Source organism: Marinomonas sp. SBI8L (assembly GCF_001624705.1).
Classification (GTDB): Bacteria; Pseudomonadota; Gammaproteobacteria; order Pseudomonadales; family Marinomonadaceae; genus Marinomonas.
Window position 1 is genome coordinate 396,635 of record NZ_JSEO01000002.1, and the last position, 21,906, is coordinate 418,540.

Here is a 21,906-nt window from a genome sequence, read left to right on the forward strand (position 1 = left end):
CTATTACGTCAGTTCAGTCTTAATAATGTCAGCTACTTTTAAGATGCTTGGTGCCTGCAACATGGTTGAATGATCACCATCCACCAGCTCAAGTTGAAAATCAGCTTCTGCCTTACCAGCCCAAAACGCGGTCAAAGAATCAATATATGCATCAGATTTGTCACCTGTAGCTATCACTGTAATTGTTCTTGCCTCTGATTTAGCTAAAGACATGGTTTTTAGAGACAGCAAATGGTGATTATAAATTCTGAAATAACGATCTATTTGAGCATCATCGATATGCGGATACATACCGTTATAGGTAACGAGTTTTTGCTTAAATACATCTAGACTAACAGGTGAAATTTGATCTAAAACAGCTTGATCATGTGTCCCTTCACTGTCTAATAAAATGGCAACTGATTTATGGCCAGCGGCGTTTAAAATTCTTGCCATTTCATAGGCGATATAACCGCCATAAGAACAACCCACAAAAACATGTGGTTTTGATGTTAAATGAGAGACTAATGTTAAGTAATACTCTGCCATTGCCTGTACATCAGGTAAAAACACACCATCCGTATCCACACCTTTTGCCTGAATGCCGTACACACCAAATTCATCAGGAAGTACTTTAGCCAAAGACAAATAGCCAAATGCCGTACCACCCCCTAAGTGAGGACAAATAACATTTAACTCTCCTTCCCCTTTTCTAAATTCAATCAACTCATTTCTTACGGCTTCAATATCTGAACCTTGATTTTGCCTAATGATGCCACCTAGGGCTTCAATACTTGGGGCCTTTAGTAATTCAGAAACAGATAGCTTAATCGGCCAAACTTGCTCAATTTTGTGTATAAGTTTGATCGCAGAAATCGAGGTACCACCAATATCAAAAAAATTATCCGTAATGCTAATGTCTTTGGTGGTGAGAATATCTAGCCAAATTTGATACAAGGCCATTTCAATCTCATCCCTTGGACTTGCGGTGTTGACCTGTTTATTGGCTTTTTGTGTTTTCAGCCGTTCAACAATTTTTTTACGATCAAGTTTGCCATTTTGGGTAAGAGGAAGTTCATCATAAAGATGAAACTCACTAGGCAACATATAGCTTGGAAGTTTTAATCTAAGTTCCGCTTTTACCGTCGCTAGCGCTTCATCTTTCTCTGCTTGTGTTTCAATCACGTGTAAGCTTGTGAAAACAGCCGCTAATACAGGCTCTTTTTCACGCTCGATCAGTTCGATACTTGCCTTAGAGATGAGGTCAATCGTCATTAATTGGCTAAGTACTTCTAACCTTTCAATCCTAAAACCCCGTAGCTTTATCTGATCATCTAACCTTGCAACAAACTCAATATCACCATTGGCTAAATATCGAACAAGATCCCCTGTTCGATAAAGTATTTGTGACTGATCGAATGGAGATTCGATAAATTTTGTATGAGTTAAAGCCGCTTGATTCAAATAACCAAGCGCTAACCCTTGGCCACCAAGATAAAGCTCACCCACTTGACCAAAAGGAGTAAGGTCTAAAGACTTTGAAAGAATGTAAGTGCTTGTGTTTGAAATAGGCTTACCAATCGGATACTCATCAGCCTTTTCTTTAATTTCATGAAAGGTACTAAAGGTGGTATTTTCTGTCGGACCATAAACATGTACAAGATGCTTAGGTTTACCTGAATCAAGCATATGGTTAATGGTTTGCTTATTCACTTTTTCGCCACCGAATAACAAGGTGTCCAAGCCTGCAAATATCTTGGGGTTAATGGATATCATCTGATTAACCAGTGCAGTCGTCATAAACATGATATCTATGTTTTCAGATTCAATCTTATTAGAAAGTGCTTGAGCATTCTTGATTACTTCATTGGGTAAGATAACAAGCTGAGCACCATTTAATAAGGCTCCCCAAATTTCGAAAGTAGCCGCATCAAATGAGAAATTGCTTATCTGAGCGATTTTTTTATCTTGGTTAAGCTCGACATAATTAGTTTGTTTAACTAACCGTTTTATCCCAGATTCTGGAATCATGGTGCCTTTAGGCAAGCCAGTTGAGCCAGAAGTGAACATAAGATAAGCAGGTATAGTTTTATTTTTCACATCAAACTTATCTAATTGTGTTTTATCCACATTTTCTTTGGATAACCCAGAGGGTAAGTGGGGAAAAGCGACAAATGTCAGTTCGATATCTGATTGAATGTTGGTCGTATCCTGATCACAAATGATGTGGGAGATACTTGCACTCTCTATCATATGAGTGAGGCGTGATGCAGGATAGCTTGTATCCATAGGCACATAGGTTGCCCGCAATTTCATAACCGCCAGCATGGCAACGACCATTTCGATAGAGCGTTCTGTATGAATGCCTATGTTATCACCAGACTTGGCGCCTTTTGCAATCAAATAATGGGCTAAGGTATTGGCTTTCTCATTTAACGTTTGGTAACTCAGTTTTATTTGATTAAAGCTAATTGCCGTATTGAATGGCGATGATTGAACAATCGCTTCAAAGCATTCAATTAAAGAGCGCTTATCTAGCTTTTGATTGGTTTCTTCACAAGGTGTGACTTGTTTATGCTTATCCTCATGAATAAGCATTTTCACATCATTCAGCTTATTTGCCTGAGACATATGGACAAGAAGTGTCTTGAAGTGATTAAGGATTTGATCCACTTGCCATTGCGCTAAATGCTGATCATTAGACAAAAGCTTAATTTCTATTTCGCCCTCTTCAACGATGACTATCGTTAGAGGATAATTAGTTTGCTCTTCACTCTTTAGGCCGGCAAGCGTTAAGCCATTTTTAGTTGATTTTAAGCCTTGATCAAGTGGATAGTTTTCAAACACAAGCAGTGAATCAAACATTGCTTGATTACCCGTTACGGTTTGTTTCCATATATCCTGCAAAGGAAGATAAGTAAAGCTCTCAGCTTCGACATGTTCCCTGTGTAGCTGTTTCAACCAAGTCTTAATGTCCGCATTTTTATCAAGTGACATAACGACTGGTAAGGTATTAATACAAAGACCTACCATCTTCTCAATATCGTGAACTTGAGAGTGTCGCCCTGAGACGATACTACCGAAAACAATATCATTTGAGTCTGTATAGTTTGACAGTAAAAGCCCCCACGCAGCTTGGAATAAGGAATTAAGTGTACATTGTGCTTCTTGCGCTAGGACTTTTAAGTCGCTAGTTTGGCCGCTATTTAAGTAACACTGACTCTTAATCGCCTTCGCTTTTTCGCTTTGTGTAAGATCATGTGGTTTAGATGAAAGAGACCTTGATGAAATAGGCCTAGTTGAAAGAGGTTTATAGTCAGCAATAGCTTGTAACTTAGATTGCCAAAATTCATTTGCCGTTTGTACATCCTGCTCATCTAACCATTTCACAAAGTTTTGATAGGATGGCGCTTCTTTTAAAGTGATCGCGGTTTCATTCTTTAACGCATGGTAAATGTGATTTAGCTCTGATAACAATATGGGCAGGCACCATCCATCAATAAGAGCATGATGATTTGTCCATATAAGGTGATAGTCACCTAACGCTGTCTTAATGAGACTAAAGCGCATTAAACAAGGTTCTTCATGATTAAAGCCTCTTGTCTTATCTTCAGCTTGAACGCTTTTAAAGCGTGCGGTGTAATCGATAGCCTTGAGATGGCTTAAATCCAATGTACGCCAGTCTAAAGGCGTTTTATTGATAACTACTTGGTACTTGTCACCTGCCGTAGTTGTCATAAATCCTGTTCTAAATATGTCATGACGTTGAATAAGCTGATACCAGGCGAGTTTGAAAATTTCTATATCAAGTTCATGGTAGTGTAAGTCTAATTGAGTAATATAGGCGTCTGACTCAAGCTGGTTCTGATATAAGAGCCCTGCTTGCATACCCGTTAACGGATAGACATTAACGAGATTAGCCTCTTCTTTAGAGATCCTCTTCTGCCAAATATCTAGATCTTCTTGAGTTAAGTTAACCACTGGGAAATCAGAGGGTGTGTATCTGACACTTTTTTGTTCGAGGTTATGTTCAATAATACGAATCAGGTAACCATAAACGCCAGCCTTAAACTGGCGGATATCATTATCTGAGTAAATGCCTGTCTGATAGGCTAATTCAAAGCATAAAACGCCATCAGACACTCTTGCGTTGATTGCCATTTTTTGTGGTGTCATATGATTATAAGCACCATCTTCAAGAGTCACTTTGTGCGGTGTAATCCCTTTCATGGCTGAGTTTTCGTTAAAGCCTTCTTGATCTGAATGAGTTTGACCAAAAAAGTTAAAAAGAACATCTGTCTCTATTATTGCTTGTTTAGGTTTTTCACCCAGCCAATTAAGCACACCATATCCAATGCCTTTGTTTGGCACTTGTTTAAAGCTCTCTTTTACTCGGCAAATAACCGCACCTAAATCTGATGTTTCTAACGCCTTTTGTTTTTGAGCATCAACTTCTATCAACAATGGGAAAGTCGCGCTAAACCATCCCATTGTCTGGCTAAGATCAGGTTCTGCTTTTAAGAGACCATGGCTCATGAGCTGTTTCACTAAACCTGTACTGAGACCTTCACGACCATGGCTTTCTAAAGTGAAAGAGACTGGCCGTTTTTCATCCTCTTTCTGCATTTTTGCCAAGGTCAGACTTATCGCGGTAATTAATAAAGTCTGAGTATCTGTGTGATACGCCTTGTTTGCCTTATTCAATAAATCTTGAGTGTCATTGAGGTTCAATTCAAATTGATCAATTGCTATCTGAGGCCGTTCAGTTTGATTAGACCTGATGTGAGTTTTCGGAATTTGCTTAATTTGATTAGAAACTTTAGCCCAATAGTTGGCTTCATGTTTCTCAAAATATTCCATTGTCACCTTATGGTTTAGCAGTTTCCCCCAATCTTGATAAGACAGGGTTTTAGCGGCCAACAGATTATGGGATGGAATTTTTGCTTGATAAAGCTTAACAAAATCTGAGATGAGAATTTGCCATGACACCGCATCTATCACGAGATGATGAGAAAGGATAAAAAGCTTTGTTTGGTTATCACAATAGAGTCTCACCAGTTTAAAAACAGACCCTTTAGCAATATCTAATGAGTGATTAATCTGATTACAAACTTTATTGAGAGACTCGTTATCCATCTTACTCATATAGGTTTCATAGCAAGCTGAATTTAGATCCTTTTCCACATGGTATGCTGCCTGATTATTATCAAAGCTAAGCCTTAACGCATCATGACGATTGACTAAAATATCAAAACAACGCCTCATCGTCTCAAGGGAAAAATGCTGGTCCACATCAAACAAATAGTACTGATCAAATTGATTCGACTTGTTCGCAGCAAAATGAAAGAACTCGTGCTGTATGGGTAATAAGGCTTGCTTACCTAGACTAGCGCCTTGTTCTGCTTCTAGGCTATTCGAGTTTTTAATATGAGGGATAAGGCTTGCAATACTTGGGTATTCAAATAAGTTTTTTGTACTAAAGTGCAAACCTAATTCGACAGCCCTAGCAACCAGTTGCATTGCGAGTATTGAGTCTCCACCTAAAGCAAAGAAGTTATCATTAAGCCCGATTGATTCCAGTTTGAGCATGTCTTGCCATAAATTGAGTAAAGTCTGCTCTTGTGCTGTTAAATCATTTTCTGAGTATTGTTGGCTAAGTTGTTGGCTAAACTGAAGATGGCTAAGTTTTGGTAAAGCGGCTTTATCTAATTTACCGTTAGCATTCAATGGCCAAGACGATGTTTTTGCCCATAATTTAGGCAACATATAATCTGGCAAGCTAAAGGCTAGGCTTTCATAAATGGCTAAAAGTAATTGAGGATCATCTTGGTAAGTTAATACATAAGCCCCTAACTGTTTTGTGCCTTGGTTTTCAACGAGCACAACCTTAGCCGTTTTTACTCCTTCAACTTTTTGAATTTCAGCTTCTATTTCACCAAGCTCAACCCTAAAACCACGAATTTTTATTTGTTCATCAATCCGAGAAACAAAGACAAGTTGAGCATTTTTATTTGTCTTAACAAGGTCGCCTGTTTTATAAAGCCTGCCAAAATGAGTATCGATAAAACTCACCTGATTTAATTCATCTTGATTAAGATAGCCTCTGGCTAAACCGACCCCAGACAAATAGAGTTCACCAGTAACACCTTGTGGTACAGGATTAAAAAATGAGTCTAATACATAGGCATTTACCCCATTAATACACTGACCTATGGTGTTTGCATCATCACCTGCTTGATAGATATGAAAGCTTGAGCAAACAGAATTTTCCGTTGGGCCGTATTCATTAATTAAACAGGTATGTTCTACATATTTATCAACGACAGACTGTGAAACAGATTCTCCCGAGACAATAATATTTGGAATCAATTTTGACGTATCGTCAGGAGTTAGCTTGTCTAAAAGAATGGGCGGAATATAAGCAACAAGATACTTATCACCTTGGCATAAGAATCGTTTTAACTTAGCCAAATTAAACCTATCTTCTTCACTCACTATCTCAAGATGATGGCCACTGGTTAGAGCGCCCCAGATACTGCCAACAGAGGTATCAAAGGCAAAGTTCGTTAAATATAAAAAGCGTGATGGTGCTTTTAATCCATCTACCTTGGGCTTATCAAGTTTTAGATAAGCAGATTGCGCTTTAACATAATTAACCACTCCTTTGTGCTCGAGCTGCACGCCTTTTGGTTGTCCGGTTGAGCCCGATGTATAGATGATATAAGCAAGATCGGTTGCTGTGGGTTTTATGGCTGATTTAGGGTGAATTTCAGAACTTAAATCAGGAATATATTCAGAATAAGTTGATACATCAAATTCAGGTAAATATAGAAAATCAGCTTTATCACATAAAGACGATAACTCGGTATTGTCACAAATTAATAAACGGCTATCGCTGTCGTTTAAGATGAAAGACAACCTGTTTGCCGGTGTTTTGGTATCAATCGGAAGATAAGCCGCTCCTGTTTTTATTACAGCAAGCATGCTAACAATCATATTCAGGGATCTTTCAAGGCAGATAGCGATAATATCTCCCTGACTATCTCCCAGACAAATGCCTTTATCAATTAAGGCGTTTGCTAACTGGTTTGAACGAGCTTCAAGTTCATCGTAACTCAGCGTTTCACCTTGATAGGAGATGGCGGGGTCACTCCCATGTGTCTTAACCTTTTGCTGAAATAGATCTAATAAACTTGTATTAGGAATTATATCTAAGGACGAGTGCCCTGCACTGTTTACATTTGATTGATCGTGCTCACTCATCTTCATTGAAGTAGTCAATAACGCTGGTTTGAAAACATCCTCGTCTAATGAACGAATGCTTAGCTCAACTAAATGGCTTAGTTGTTTCGCAAAACCTTCAATAGTTTCTCGAGTAAAAAGATCTAAAGCATAGTTCCAGTTAAACTCCACTTTATTCGGATGAATCCTCACACCTAGGCTGATATCAAACCTTGCTTCTTTATGTTTAATCGATAACGGTGTTACCTGTGTTTTCTCAAACTCAAACTCCTTGTTACTGGCATGTTCAAGCACCATCATAATTTGAAATAACGGTTGCTTTAATTGTTTCGCTGAGAGTTTTAAGAGCTTAGTTGCCTGCTCAAAAGGAAGAGACTGATGCTCAAAATCAGACAAAAGATTTTGATGAGAGCTTTGAATAAGTGCCTTAAAACTTATCTTTTCAGGCAGATGGGTTCGCAGGGCTAAATTATTCACAAAAAAGCCAATCAGATGATTGAGCGCTTCTTTTTCACGGTTTGCACTGACTGTCCCAACAAGTACGTCCTTCTCTCCTGAGTATCGGCTTAATAAAACAACCAAGGCTGAGTACAGGATAGAAAATGGTGTCACTTTTAATTGCTTTGCCGTTTCGAGCAAATGATGTGAAGTACTTTCATCTAATGCCGTTGAAACATTTTCCCCCTGGTAACTCGAAACCTCAGGACGCTTTAAATCCGTATTTAAAAATGTTTTAGGCTGATACTCAGCTAACCTTGTTTGCCAATAGTCTTGTTGTTTACTTGATGGATTAGTTTCATGTTCATTTCTTTGCCAAGCGGCATAATCTTTATACTGAAAGGCTAATGGCTTTGGTTGGTAGTCCTTTCCAGAAACAGATGCGTTATAGGCATTTTGTATCTCGTTTAAAAGAATATCACTAGACTCACCATCGATAGCAATATGATGAACGCCAACATAGAGATGGTATTTATTATCAGCAACTTTGGCCAAACCTACTCTAAAAACATCGCCTTTTGCTAGATCGAAAGGACGCTCAAAAATATTAGACTCAAAATGACTCACCAGATCATCTAAATCACGCGCTTTAGTGACGTCTTGATAATCTAATAATTGTTTAACAAGGTTAGAATTAACCGATTCATGCTTAACCACTCTTTGATAAACTTTTTCCTGCTCTGAATGATATGAAGTTGTTAATATCTGATGACGTTTTATTAGAGCTAAGAGGCTTTCTGACAAAGCTTTAAGACTCAATTCGCCCTTTATTTCGAACTTAAAAGGCACACAATAGTGCTTACCTTTTGTTTCAATTTGGTCGAGAGTCCAGAGTCTTAATTGCGAGAAAGATAAAGGGCTTTCTTGCTTTTCACTCAGCTGAACAGGCGTTGTTTTAGGAATGATATTAGTGTCATTATCTCCACTTAACTTATCACTTAGTTCATCTATTAGCTTAGCCAGTTCATACACAGTGCCAGCTTGTATCAAACTTCTTAATGATACTTCGTACCCTACTTTGTCACTGATACGATTAACCATCTTTATTGCTAGAAGTGAATGACCACCTAGGCTGAAGAAGTTTTTATTAATATCAAGCTTGGCAATGCTTAACATCTCCTCCCATAACGCCGCTAACCATGTTTCTCTGTTTGTATTAGCGTGAAGCACTAATGTCTGATCAGTATTTTCTGCACCTGCTTTATCTATATCAGGTAATGGGAGAGCAAGTCTGTCTACCTTGAGGTTTTGGGTTAGAGGAAAAGCCCACAGTTCAACAAAATAACTAGGAACAAAACTTGAAGGCAAATGCCTGGTTAAATATCGACGAATTTCAACAAGATCAAGTAGCTCACCTGACTTGGGAATCAGATAGGCAACTAAAGCTTGATAATCTGGCTTAATTTCTTTGATCGTCACAAGCGCATTATCAATGCTGTTGATCTGCAATAGATGATGCTCTATTTCACCAGCTTCAATACGAATGCCGTTTAACTTAAGCTGGAAATCTTTTCGAGAGATTAACTCAACACTGCCATCTTCTAATCGCCTTGCAAGGTCTCCTGTTTGATACATGCGCTCACCGGCATCGTCACAAAAGATATCTGGCTTAAAACACTGTCTTGTTAATTCATCATTAGCTAAGTAACCTCTGGCGAGGTTTTTACCTGATATGTAAAGCTCACCAATACAGCCAATGGGCAATTGATGCTCATTTTCGTCCAAAATATAATAACGATTATTGGCGAAGGGCTTACCAATATTCACCTTATCTTGATTAAGGCTGACTTGATTACCTGAGCAGTAAACTGTTGCTTCTGAAGGGGCATACAAGTTAAAAAGTTTGGCCTCTGGATGGCTGTTCAATAAAGCTTGTTTCAAGCTCTCAGGTAAATGATCCCCTCCTGTTATCATTTTAAAATCAGAATTGGGCCTGAAGCCTTCATCGTAAAGCAGCTGCCATACTGACGGTGTCGCTTGCATTAAGCTGATATTATCTTGCTTTACCCTGTTTAAAATCGTTTTAGGTGATCTAGCTTGATCCCAACTTAAAAGACTAATGCTGGCGCTGCTGACAAGCGGCATTAAGATTTCGGTAATATGAATATCAAACCGTGTTGATGTCATGCAGGCCACAATATCATGAGTTTGATAATTCACTCTTTCTTGCATGGCATCCATAAAATTATTCAAGCTGGCGTGCTCTAACATAACGCCTTTTGGTTGCCCGGTAGAACCTGAAGTAAAGATTACATAAGCAAGATCTGATGCGTGACTTTTGGATGTAGGATTTGTGTTTGGAAAGTTCGCAAGTATGTCTTCTGCTGTGTGCGATGATATATCCATCACATTAAGCGATTGCATGCCTGCTTTAGCTCTATCTGGGCCAAGCATCAATTTAATCGAGGCATTTTCCAGCATGCCTTTCAGTCTTTGTTCCGGCTGCTCCGTATCAATTGGCACATAAGCTGCGCCTGATTTTAAAATTGCTAAAATGCTAATAATCGCATCAATATGCCATGAATAACCCATGGCGATACAAACATCTCTTTTAGCAACTTTGCTTATTAGGTAATGTGCAATACGGTTAGCTTTTTTGTTGAGTTCAGCATAGCTTAGGGTTTGCTTCTTTCCCTCTAAATACCAGACACAAGCAAGTTTATCTGGGTTCTGACTGACATTTTTCTCAAACCTTTCAATAAAACTTAAGTTTGGATGGAAGTTTTGTTGAGTATTATTCCAAGCTTGAATTTGTTTTAAATCAGTTTGACTAATTAATGAAAAAGAAGCGATGCTTTTATTAGGCGCTAGAATGAGCTGCTCTAACAAGGTTTTATAACTTTGTTTAAATGCTATGATACTCGTTTCTTTGAACAAGGCTTTTGCATATAGCCAATATAATTCTAAGCAATCTCCCTTATCCGTAACGTGCAGCTCTAATTCAAAATTAATCCGTTTTCTATCCACTAGAAGCTTAGTGACATTAGCACTATCTAACGCTAACGATGCTTTGTCAGTTTGATTAAGCACGAATAGCAACTGCAATATCGGTGCATGTAACTCACTTCGTTCTAGTCCAATCTGATCAACAATTTTCTCAAAAGGCATGGCTTGATGCTGAAATGCTTCTGCTAACCCTTGCTTGGTTGTTTCTAATATTTCGGAAAAACTTTTATCTGCCGCAATTTGATTTCTTAAGATAAGCGTATTTGCAAAAAAACCAATTAAATCACTTACCCCTGAGATGTCCCTGCCTGAAACAGGTGTACCTATCACCACGTCTTCGTTTTCAAGCCAGCGGCCAACCAACACACTATAAACACTCATTAAAACCGTATAGAGACTGACGCCTTGCCTCTGAGCAAAAGCTTTGACTTGATTAGTCATTGCCTGATCTAGCTGATCTTCAATCAAAACACCCTCAGATAGGGTCTGATTAGTCCGTTTATAATCTGTCGGTAAGCTATTTAAGCTTTGCACCCCAGACATTTTTGCTTTCCAGTAATTTAACGTTTTTGTACTTAACTTGCTCTGCTCGCTTTCTTGCCAATGTGCGTAATCAGCGTACTGAAACTTTAATGAAGGCAGTTTCACTTCAGAAACGGGTTTATTAAGCGCGTAAGCTCGGTAAATGTCATTCAACTCTGAAAAGAAACAAGAGTAGGAATAGCCATCGAAAATTAGGTGATGAAATACAAACGTTAAAATAGTTTCTTCTGGTGCTAGCTTTAACAGGGAAACTCTAAATAAAGGAGGCTTACTTAAATCAAACGGTTTATTTGCTTGTTTAACTAACCAATCGGACTCTGTTAGATCACCCTTTTCTTCCACTTTGATCGGGCATTCTACTTGGTTTTGGCAAATTACCTGTTTTATGTCTTTGTCTATAGAGGCTATGGCCGTCGACAAAATACTATGCCTTGCCATGATCTGCTTAATGCTGGCTTCTAGCCATTCGATATTTAATGGTCCAGAGACTTTAAACGCCGCCACCATGTGATATAGAGCGCTATCGCAAGCTAATTTTTCAAGAAAATACACACGGCTTTGGGCAAAGCTAAGAGGCGCTTTATTTGAGTTTAATGCCTGAATTTCTAGCGCTAAATCAGGCTTTTTATGACTCTCCAAAAAATCAATTAAGGCCTGTTTTTGTTCCTTTAACTCCGCCGCTAAACTTTTAGTTAACTTGCCTTTTTCAGCTTTGTATTTTAGTGAACCATTTTCCACATATAGATAAACACCTTGTGACTTAGCCCGGCTAATTAGCTTATGTGGCATTAGATTTCTCCTTCTTCTAGATCTAACGCTAATTCAGGACTGTCTTGGCTAACATTGCTGTCGATTACGGCCTGAATGAAGCTCGCTTGAGCTTTAATGCTGGGGTTATTGAAGAAGTCACTAATACTTAGCTGCACAAAGAATTGTCGCTGAATCTCTGCAATGATGTTCATCGCTAAAAGTGAATGCCCACCAAGTGAGAAAAAGTTTGCTTGAATACTTAATTCAGTTCTATCAAGATGCTTTTGCCATATTAAACTTAACTCTTTTTCTAGCATGCTTGAGGCAGGCTCAAATGGTGTATCAGTGCTTAGAGGAGAATCCAATTTGGCTTTATTTACCTTGCCTTGTGCTGTCATTGGGATCTCATCCATTAAGATAATGGCATTTGGGCACATGTATTCAGGCAGTTTCGCTTTTAGTTGTCTTCGAAGCTGTCTTACGAGTTTCCTTTCACTTCCTTGTCCTGCTAACCAAGCCTGTTTGACCTCATTTTCTACAACAACATAAGAATAAATAGCCGCATCACTCACAATTGAATAAGCTTGCTTAACATCTAGGCTAGTTTCTAATTGGTAATTAATTTCTCCCAAAGCCACTCTAAAACCACGGACTTTTATTTCATCGTTGAGTCTACCTAAAAAGATAAGCTGTCCATCTTGATTCCATTTAACTAAATCACCTGTTCGGTAATATCTTTCTTGAGTGGAAATCTGAGCCGAAGCTGACATTGGATTAGTATTTGGGTCTATGGCTTTGCCTGGTAAGGCACAATCCGGGATAAAGACTTTTTTATTAAGTTCGTCATTATTTAGATAACCTTTGGCAATACCATCTCCTGCAACATATAGCTCTCCCGGTACCCCAATAGGTGCTATTTGACCATTAACAAGGACTCTTACTTTGGCATGAGATACAGGACGACCAATTGGCACGTCTTTAATATTGTGAAGATCAACCTTGTAGAAACAGGCATCAACGCAGGTTTCAGTTGGTCCATATAAGTTATAGAAAGCAGCATCAAAGCCCTCTGGTAAACGAATGTCTCCTAGGACATCGCCACCAGTGAGCAAGGTTTTTAAACTCCTTGGCCACTGGACTTGGTTAGCACATACATGAGTCAGCAAACCTGTCGGTAAGCATGTGTGAGTAACTTGTTGAGCATTTATTAATTGTATTAGAGTACTTGGGTTATCTCTTTCTGCATCAGGTACAAGCACCAATTTCCCGCCTGCCATTAATACCGGCCAGACCTCGGCCATAAAGGCATCAAAGCCAACATAGGCAAGGCTTGTACCCACACTGTTTTCATCTAATTTAAATTCATCGATATGCCATAAGCTCATTTTATAAAGAGCAAGTTGGCTGATTTCAATGCCTTTGGGTTGTCCGGTTGAGCCAGATGTATAGATAACATAAGCACTTGCATCTGGTTTGTACTGACTTGCTTCAAAATGTGTATCTTGAATGCTTGTGAAAAGCACGTTATTTAAAACAATCTGATTACATGGCAGGTTATTAACGCCAACTAACGAGCCATCATCAATGATGAGCTTTGCTTGGCTATCAAGTAAAATATGCTTCAATCTCTGTTCTGGTAAATCACTCCCCACCATAACGGCACAAGCACCGAGCTTAAACACAGCCAGCATAGCAATTAGATTAAAGGTATTTCTTTGACAATGAATGGCGATTTTATCGCCTTCTTGGTAACCATTATTTTTAAGCTGATGTGCTAACGCATTCGAGTAAATATCTAGCTTGGCATAAGAAAGGGTTTCTTGGATATCTTGAATAGCCGTTTTGTCTTTAAGGCTCTTAGCCTTTTCTCTAATCGAAGTAACTAACCCATGTTCTTTAAACGTTTCACTTGTATTATGAGATAAAGGAGCACCTTGACCCCAAACACTTAGTATTTGTTTTCTCTCTTGTTCTGTAAGGACATCTATTGCAGAAATCGGTTGATGAGAGAGAAAACGATACTCATCTAGAATATTTAAAAAACTGGTTTTGAAAGCAGACAAAAATCGCTGCATCTCATCTTGGGTGTAAATGTCATTACGGTATTCCCATAAAAAGTGGACTTCTTCACTTTCGTTAAAGGTTTTACCTCTTGGAACGACAAGACAATCAATATCAAATTTTGAAGTATCTGAGATAACGGTTTCGTCTTTATACCAAGTCAATCCCTCAATTTCGCGCTCATTAACCGGTGTATCATGAAAGCCTAAAAGAACATTAAAAAATGGATTAGATGCACTACCGCGCTCTGGATTAAGTGCTTTTACCACAAGGGGGAAAGGTAATTCTTCATTCGCCTGAGCCTGATCAACGATATTCTGTGTATTTTGAAGAAATTCAAACAAGGGGGTTTCAAGATTAAGTTTATGTCTAAGTACAACCGTATTCACAAACATACCTAATGTGGCATGTGAGTCCGCCCAGTTACGATTAGCAAAAGCTGAACCAAAACTTAGATCTTGTTCACCTGAAAAACGCCCAAGGCAAAGATACAAAATAGAGGATGTATAACTAAAGGGAGTAATGCCTATATCACGGCATAAAGTCTCCATTGCATGCCATTGTTCACGCGTGAAAATCATTTTCTCATGAGAACCTGCAAAGCCTAAGCTATGCGATTTTTTACCAAAAAGAGCCACACCTTGCGGTGCACCTTCTAACTGCTTTTTCCAATAACTTTTCTGTTTTTCAGCATGCTTTGAATCTAACCAAGCTTGTTGCGATAAAACAAAGCTAGAGTATTGGCTTGCCTCTTGATAAGAGGTTTTAAACTCAGCATTAACAAAACTATGGTAATGATGTATTAGTTCGTTGGTGAACTCGTTCGCACTCCAACCATCATGGATAATATGATGTTCTTGATGCAGTAAGACATGATGCTCTTTATCAAATCTTACCAAGATAAATTCAGCTAATGGTAACTGACTTAAATCCTCGATACGGTCTAATTCTGTCTTAAAAGTATGTTCTAAAAAGGCCTCTTTATCTTCCTCTGTCACAGTTAGAGCATCAATACTTCTTAGACTCATCTTATATTCTGGCAATATAGTTTGGACAATGCGGCCATCTATTTCCGTGAATCTTGTGCGATAAATATCGTGATTAATAATAATTTGGTTAATTGACTTCTCAAGAGCATCACTTACGAACCTCCCTTTAAAGTGCGTTGCGGCTTCAGCCAGATAAGCTTTGCTATCTGGCTGGTTCTTATGCATGTACCAAGCAACCATTTGCTGGTTGGAAAGTGGAAATTCAGTTTTACCTTTATCGATTGCCTTTGTTGTTAGACCATCTATTTGCTCAAGCTGACTATTCGCTAACACACCTTGTATTGTTGCATCTTGTTTAAATTGCTTCATGGTGAGATGACGGTTCAGCAAGCTTCGTAATCTACTCATAAAACGTATTGCGGTGATTGAATCACCACCTAGAGCGAAGAAATCATCATTTACCCCAAGCTCATCAAGATCAAATATATTTTTCCATTCATTTACAAGTATTTCTTCATCTGGTGAGTTCGCTAAAATGAGTTCACCTTTTCTTAGTGGCGCAAAGCCTGTAGGAAGTTGCTCGTGATCGATTTTACCCGCCAACGTCAGTGGCCACTTTTCTAATGGAACGAATAGGCTTGGAATCATGTAGTCTGGCAAACTTTTAGCCAATTTCTCTTTAATCGCGGTGATATCTGAGTCTTTAAGGTCTTTTCCTACCAGATAGGCGATTAATTTATGCGTTTCTTTTGTGGTCACTGCTTTAACAAGTGCCTGGTCAACCAGGCTATCAAGGCAAAGGCTTGCTTCAATTTCAGCAGGCTCAATACGATAGCCTCTTACTTTTACTTGCCTGTCATTTCTGCCGATGTACTCATAGCTGCCATCTTGCTGACAAACAACCAAATCACCTGTTTTATATAGAATCTCATGACCAACTTCGCTATAGGGATTTGACATGAAGTGGTTTTGAGTGAGCGTCTCTTGATTCAAGTAGCCATTAGATAAGGCGATACCACTAATATAAAGCTCCCCCATCTCGCCTATTGGCAAGCGGTTCAAGCTTTGGTCCAAAACATAAAAGTTCACCTTATCGATAGGCTTACCAATATTGTTTTTAGCTTTTGAAATATCATGACAAAGATTCATAGAAACTGTCACAGTGGTTTCAGTTGGACCATATGAGTTAACAAGTCTCTCACCCCAAATTTGCTGAAGCGATTTTGGGCATTTATCTCCCCCTGTGACAATGCGTTTTAAATTTGGCAGTTCTCCACAATCGCCCAATGCCGATAAAAATGATGGCGTTGCATGTAGGTGGGATATTCTATTGAATTCGAGCATTTGCTTGAAAATCGTTGGGTCTTTTATGTCATCACTTGAAGGGATGAAGAGCTTGGCACCATTGAGTAAAGCTAAGAATATATTTTCAATTGAGGCATCAAAGATATGGTTAGAAGATAAAATGATGCTTTCATCTTCGGTAAAGTGATACGCCCTAGTTTGGTTTAATATTAAGTTAATAAGACTATCCTGTCTTACCATCACTCCCTTGGGTTTTCCTGTTGTTCCTGATGTATATAATAAATAAGCTAAATCAGTAATTTCATTAGTTTTAGTAGGTCTTTTTATGCCATCAAAAGTAAATTCTGTAATTTGGTGTAATTGACTGTTTTCTTTTTTGTATCTGATTTTATTTAAATAAATTTTATCACAAACTATTATATCTGCACCTGAATCTTCTATTATGTATTGAATTCTATCTTCTGGATAATCTGGTGAAAGAGGAATGTAAGCCGCGCCTGATTTTATTACACCTATAATTGCGATTATTAAGTCAATACCTTTATCAAACAGAATAGGAATGAATGTTTTATCATCTATGTCTTTTCCATTGAGTTGGTGGTAATCCCATCTTATTCGTTTAGCCAAGGTATCTGATAGCTTATTAAGCTCTTGATAAGAAATGGTTTTATCTTTATAAATTAAAGCTTCTTTAGCGGCATATTGCTCGAATTGGTAGTCTATCAGCTCGACTAACGAGAAACTTTCAAACTCCATCATTAGCTTTTTTTTGACATCAAATATACTGTCTTTAGTTGTTGTTTTCTTGTCTTTTTTATTATTATTTTCTTTGATCAAGTCTTCCATAATTCAACCTAAACTAAATTTTTTTAAAAACTTTTTACTTGTTATTTATGCATTTGTAAAGTTATTGTTAGTAAAGAAAATTATCAATCTTGACTATTAAGTTAAGCTCGTGAGGTTAAATGAAGAGTGTAAACAAAGAGTTTTGGTATTCTTTTTTTGATGAGAATCCAGAGTCAGATGATGTTGCTGATGCTATTAAATCTGTAGGAAGTTTAAGTCGATTTACACGCCCTGATTGGAGTTTAATCCTTACTCCTAGCCTATTTACTGAGACGGAAATCTCTAAAAATACGCTTGAGCTAAATACGCTTTTCCAACTCATAAAAAAACTAGTACTAAAACTTTATGATGGAGATTATTACGCTTTTTCAAATGCTGTAGGCTTTAAAAATATAAAGTTACAAGCCCTTTTTGATAGCTATGCTAAGCGTCATCTCAATGTCATAACCCCTTGTCGCTGGGATCTCATTAAATCAGATTCCGGATTAAAAGTTTTAGAGCTTAACGCTGGTGGATCTCTAGGTGGCTTTGCCTTCGATCAAGTCCAGAAAGTATATGATGACTGCTTTAACAAAGCCCAACTAGAAACAGATCGCTCGCTTGATAATGAAGTTTGGGCTGCACCTTTCGATGAAATTGCCAATTTTATGATCCAAAAACTTACCAAGCTAAACAACCCACTTGTTTTAGTGATTGATGATGAAACCATGTATCAAGACAGCCCTCTGATTGCGAATAGTATCTCTATGGCTCTTGCCACTAAATTGCAGATTCAGGTTAAAACCATAGTACATACGGATTTTGAGAAATCGTTAGATGAACATGATGGTGATGTTATGACTTTTGAAGTCTTTAGCATGAGTCATATTGCTAAGGCTGAAGATGAGTATCATGGATACTTTTGCGCCATAGACAATGATGAGATCACACCAACAATTGATCTTTTAAGCGAGCTCTATATGAGCAAAGCCATGCTTGCTCTCATTGCTGATAAAAATCACTTCCCACTCTTTTCGACAGATGAAGTTAAAGCCATTGAATCGCTCGTACCAGAAACCTATCTGTTAGAAAACGCATCTGAACTCGATCTAGGCAATGATTGGTTGCTCAAGCCGGCTAATGGTTATGGTGGTCAAGGTGTTATCTGCAAATGGGAAACACAGAATGAGTCTTGGCAACAAAGTTTAAATAATGCCAAAGATATTGACTCAGCATTTATATTACAGCGTAGAGTCAACGCCACCCAAGAAAAACACATCGCAATGACAGCCAGAGGGGACTTTGTAGAATCTACTTATCCTAGTGTTTATGGATTCTTCAATATTAACAATCAATTTGCTGGCGGCAGTGTCAGACAGTCACTTACCGCTAGTGGTGTGATTAATGCGAGCAGAAACGCCGCGGTGGGGATTGTTAGACATCACAAAGACAGTTGAAAGACTGACATAGGCTTAACTTGGGTCAGCAATCGCGCTTCCTTCTCGTGTGTTTAAAGTTTGATTCAAAAATATCACACTGGCAAAGGACGCGATTGCAGCACCAACTAACCAAGTATTAGTTAGTCCCATGTAGCTAGCACCTAATGCGCAAAGCAGAGTACCAAGCACTCCCCCAGTCCTAGAAACAAAAGACATAATAGAGTCAACCGTTGATCTCACTTTATCTTGTGTCGCATGACCAACTAAGTGGCTACGAGCAGATGCACCCAGCTCAAGTGAGAAATCAAAGGCGATAAATGAAATGAGAAACAGAATAATATGATTAGAAAGACTTAACGCAATGACACTAAGGAGCTGGCACATCAAACCAATAAATAGCACCTTGCCCATTTGCTGATTTAAAATATCGCATAGCCATGTTGTTACGCGTGCTGCAAGTCCTGCAAGAAATAGAGTAACGGCAAAAACTAATCCAAACATCCATGCAAGCGATTCACCTTGAGTAATATCATAAAACTCAACCTGCCAAAATTTTTCAATTGCACTAGCAAGTGGAATAGCGAGCAAACCAGACATTAAGATTCGCCATAAAACCGGATGTGAAACGGCAATAATTCCATTTTTTAACTGCAAACTCACGCCATTAAAACTCGACTTTGACATAGTGTTAAACACCCTCTTTTCTTTAATCCAAACAAAAGAAGCGATAGACACCAAAAAATAGCAACTTGCTGCAGCTAACAATAAGATTCGAAATAGAGTCAATTGATCAATTGATATCCAAATGCCTATATAGACAAAAAGAGAGCCCAGTAATGCGCCGCAAGCCCCCATTAAATTCGTTCTAAAACCTACCATGGCAAAACCTTTTTGCAGGCTCTGCTCTCCTTCTGATGCTTGGTAGGTTTCAACAAACCAAGCAGTTATTGTTCCAGAACTTAATGAGATCCCTGCGCCCCAAAATAGCATGCTTAAAATTGCACCTATGACACTTGGATAAACACACAAAATTAGTAGTGAACAGATATTAAGAACTAACGAAGATATGAATAATTTCTTTCTTCCTATCTCATCAGCTAATCCCCCTGTTGGTATTTCTAAGAGGATAACTGTGCCACCCATTACCGCCATAATGACGCCAATCTCTTCAATATTGGCGCCCATTTCGATAAATAACGGCGTTAAAATGGGCAGAGCTAAGAACTGTCCGAAGAAAAATAGCCCTAAAAGAAGTCCATAATAATGGCTTAATTGTTTTCGATTCATCCATAAATCCTATCAAGTACTAAATACTGACCACTTACAAAAAAATTTATTTTTAATTTTGCATTAATGTTATAACCATATAACAAAGATTAAACAATTATCACAATAAATTAATCACTTAGGATTTAGGTTATAGCTCATGGATGAACAAATCTTAAACAACATACCTGGCATGGATAGCGCTAAACAGGTCGTTTGCATTGATGCTGATGCACTAACTGAGTCATCTTTTTACGACAATTTTGTCTCATTAAACAAGCCTTGTTTAATTAAGAATGCCATATCCCATTGGCCAGCAATGAATAAATGGTCAGATAAAGAATACTTAAAGACTTTGTGTGGAGAGAATACCTCTAACTATTACCCCCACATGAATTATGACGATGAAAAGAATATGTTGGTTGATGAGACAAAAGTCAGTTTTTCTCAGATTCTAGATCTTCTTTCTGTCGACTCTGACGAAATAATTAGTGCTCCTTCCATTTTATTAGAAAGAACGCCTTATAATGTCCTGGCTACAGATATGGCTGGGTTCAACTTTTTACCACAGCCTTCAAAACCAATTGCCTATCCAACAAGTCGTGCCTTCTTTTATAAGAAAGCAGGTACTGGTTGGCACTATCATTTTGTAGATGAAACTTTAATGTGCCAAGTAAAAGGCACAAAACGAGTGGGCCTTTTACCACCCGATAAAATTACAGATGATATTGTTCATGATATTTTCACAACAGATGCTTATTTGTTAAAGGATGCTTTTAAAGATAAAGACAAGGAGAAAATACAACCTCTCATTGCACAGGTCGAACCTGGTGACGCGCTTTATATCCCTCCTTTTTGGTGGCACGGTGTTGAAACCTTAGATAAAGAGTACGGCATCACTGTTGCCAATTGTTGGCGCTCACCTTTTCATGTTATGGGCGACCTTTCATATCCTACTGTTAGAAAAATTTGGAAAAAATCTCTTACCAAACCTAATAAAAACACACCTTTTGTTGTTGCTTTTGGCTCACTTAGTTTTATTGCTCAAGCAATACGACTGTTTCAAATCCCATTTAAGCCTAAAAATCTAAATAATTAACTAACCATATTAGACAATGAACTGATTATGTTTCATACAGTTACGCTCAATTCATTGTCGAAATACGGACAAATTATGTCTATATTGTGAAATCATCTAAAAAAGTGCGAATTAGTTCACTTTCTCCTTTGACACCTGCCTGATAAACCAATACATTTTGCCTGCTGGTACAAAACCAGCTTCGTTCTCGGGGCGGGGTGAAATTCCCCACCGGCGGTAAGAACTTTATGTTTAAGCCCGCGAGCGTCTAACCTTGGTTAGAGTCAGCAGATCTGGTGTGATTCCAGAGCCGACGGTTATAGTCCGGATGATAGAGAGCGTGATAGACAAGATAGTCCCATGGCAGTTAGTCAACTAATTGCTTGGTAACTCTGTGTGAGTTCGCTCAACATGGTTATTTTTGCCTGTCCGTTCGCCCTGATTCAATATTTTATATAGGATTTACCAATGAATCAGAGCTTAACGAATAACTCTACTTTTAATGCTGAAGACCAACGTATTGCTTTTTTATACGGTTCTTGGCACTCAGAAATTGTTTTAAACTGCCTAGAAGGCTTTAAAGCAGAATTAGCCAAACGTGGATACAATACAGACAATATTGATGTCTTCCCTGTTCCAGGCGCTTACGAAATTCCATTACAAGCAAAAATCTTAGCTAAAACTGGCAAATATGCAGCTATTGCAGGTTCAGGTTTAGTTGTTGATGGTGGTATTTATCGCCATGATTTTGTTGCTCAAGCAATTTGTACTGGTCTTATGCAGGTTCAGTTAGAAACTGAAGTGCCTGTTTTAACAGCGGTATTAACACCTCATAACTTCCATGAGCATGCTGAGCATAAAGACTACTTTAGCCGCCACTTTGTGGTAAAAGGTACTGAACTAGCTAATGCTGTTGATGAAACAATCAAACTTACGGCTCAAACTAAAGCTCTCTAAGTTTAAATTTGTTATTAAAAAAGCCGAT

6 protein-coding genes and 1 riboswitch are annotated in these 21,906 nt (G+C 38.3%); of the genes, 3 read left to right on the forward strand and 3 right to left on the reverse strand.

Annotated features, from left to right (window positions below):
- Positions 1-3 precede the first annotated feature (3 nt).
- Both OA91_RS03810 and OA91_RS03815 read right to left on the reverse strand, forming a co-directional pair.
- A complete protein-coding gene (locus tag OA91_RS03810; protein ID WP_063337218.1) occupies positions 4-11,997 on the reverse strand; it encodes a non-ribosomal peptide synthetase in 11,994 nt (3,997 codons plus the stop codon).
- Positions 11,997-17,159 (reverse strand): non-ribosomal peptide synthetase, encoded by a 5,163-nt coding sequence (locus OA91_RS03815; protein WP_063337219.1) that lies wholly within the window; start codon positions 17,157-17,159, stop codon positions 11,997-11,999. Before OA91_RS03815 ends, OA91_RS03810 begins: the two co-directional genes overlap by 1 nt.
- A 119-nt stretch (positions 17,160-17,278) precedes the next feature.
- Here OA91_RS03815 and OA91_RS03820 point away from each other — a divergent pair, with 119 nt between their 5' ends.
- The gene (locus OA91_RS03820; RefSeq protein ID WP_063337220.1) at positions 17,279-18,595 is read left to right on the forward strand and encodes a hypothetical protein; all 1,317 of its coding nucleotides are present in this window, start codon (positions 17,279-17,281) and stop codon (positions 18,593-18,595) included.
- 15 nt (positions 18,596-18,610) lie between these two features.
- Here the strand turns inward: OA91_RS03820 and OA91_RS03825 are convergent, their stop codons facing one another.
- Positions 18,611-19,864 carry an MFS transporter gene (locus OA91_RS03825; RefSeq protein WP_063337221.1) on the reverse strand — a complete coding sequence of 418 codons (1,254 nt, stop codon included), beginning with the start codon at positions 19,862-19,864 and terminating at the stop codon, positions 18,611-18,613.
- 139 nt (positions 19,865-20,003) lie between these two features.
- Here OA91_RS03825 and OA91_RS03830 point away from each other — a divergent pair, with 139 nt between their 5' ends.
- Both OA91_RS03830 and OA91_RS03835 read left to right on the forward strand, forming a co-directional pair.
- On the forward strand, positions 20,004-20,942 hold the full coding sequence (locus tag OA91_RS03830) for a cupin-like domain-containing protein (RefSeq protein ID WP_063337222.1): 939 nt from the start codon (positions 20,004-20,006) through the stop codon (positions 20,940-20,942).
- A gap of 179 nt (positions 20,943-21,121) precedes the next feature.
- A riboswitch (FMN riboswitch) is annotated at positions 21,122-21,265 on the forward strand.
- A gap of 124 nt (positions 21,266-21,389) precedes the next feature.
- Positions 21,390-21,878 (forward strand): 6,7-dimethyl-8-ribityllumazine synthase, encoded by a 489-nt coding sequence (locus tag OA91_RS03835; RefSeq protein WP_046017917.1) that lies wholly within the window; start codon positions 21,390-21,392, stop codon positions 21,876-21,878.
- Positions 21,879-21,906: the final 28 nt, after the last annotated feature.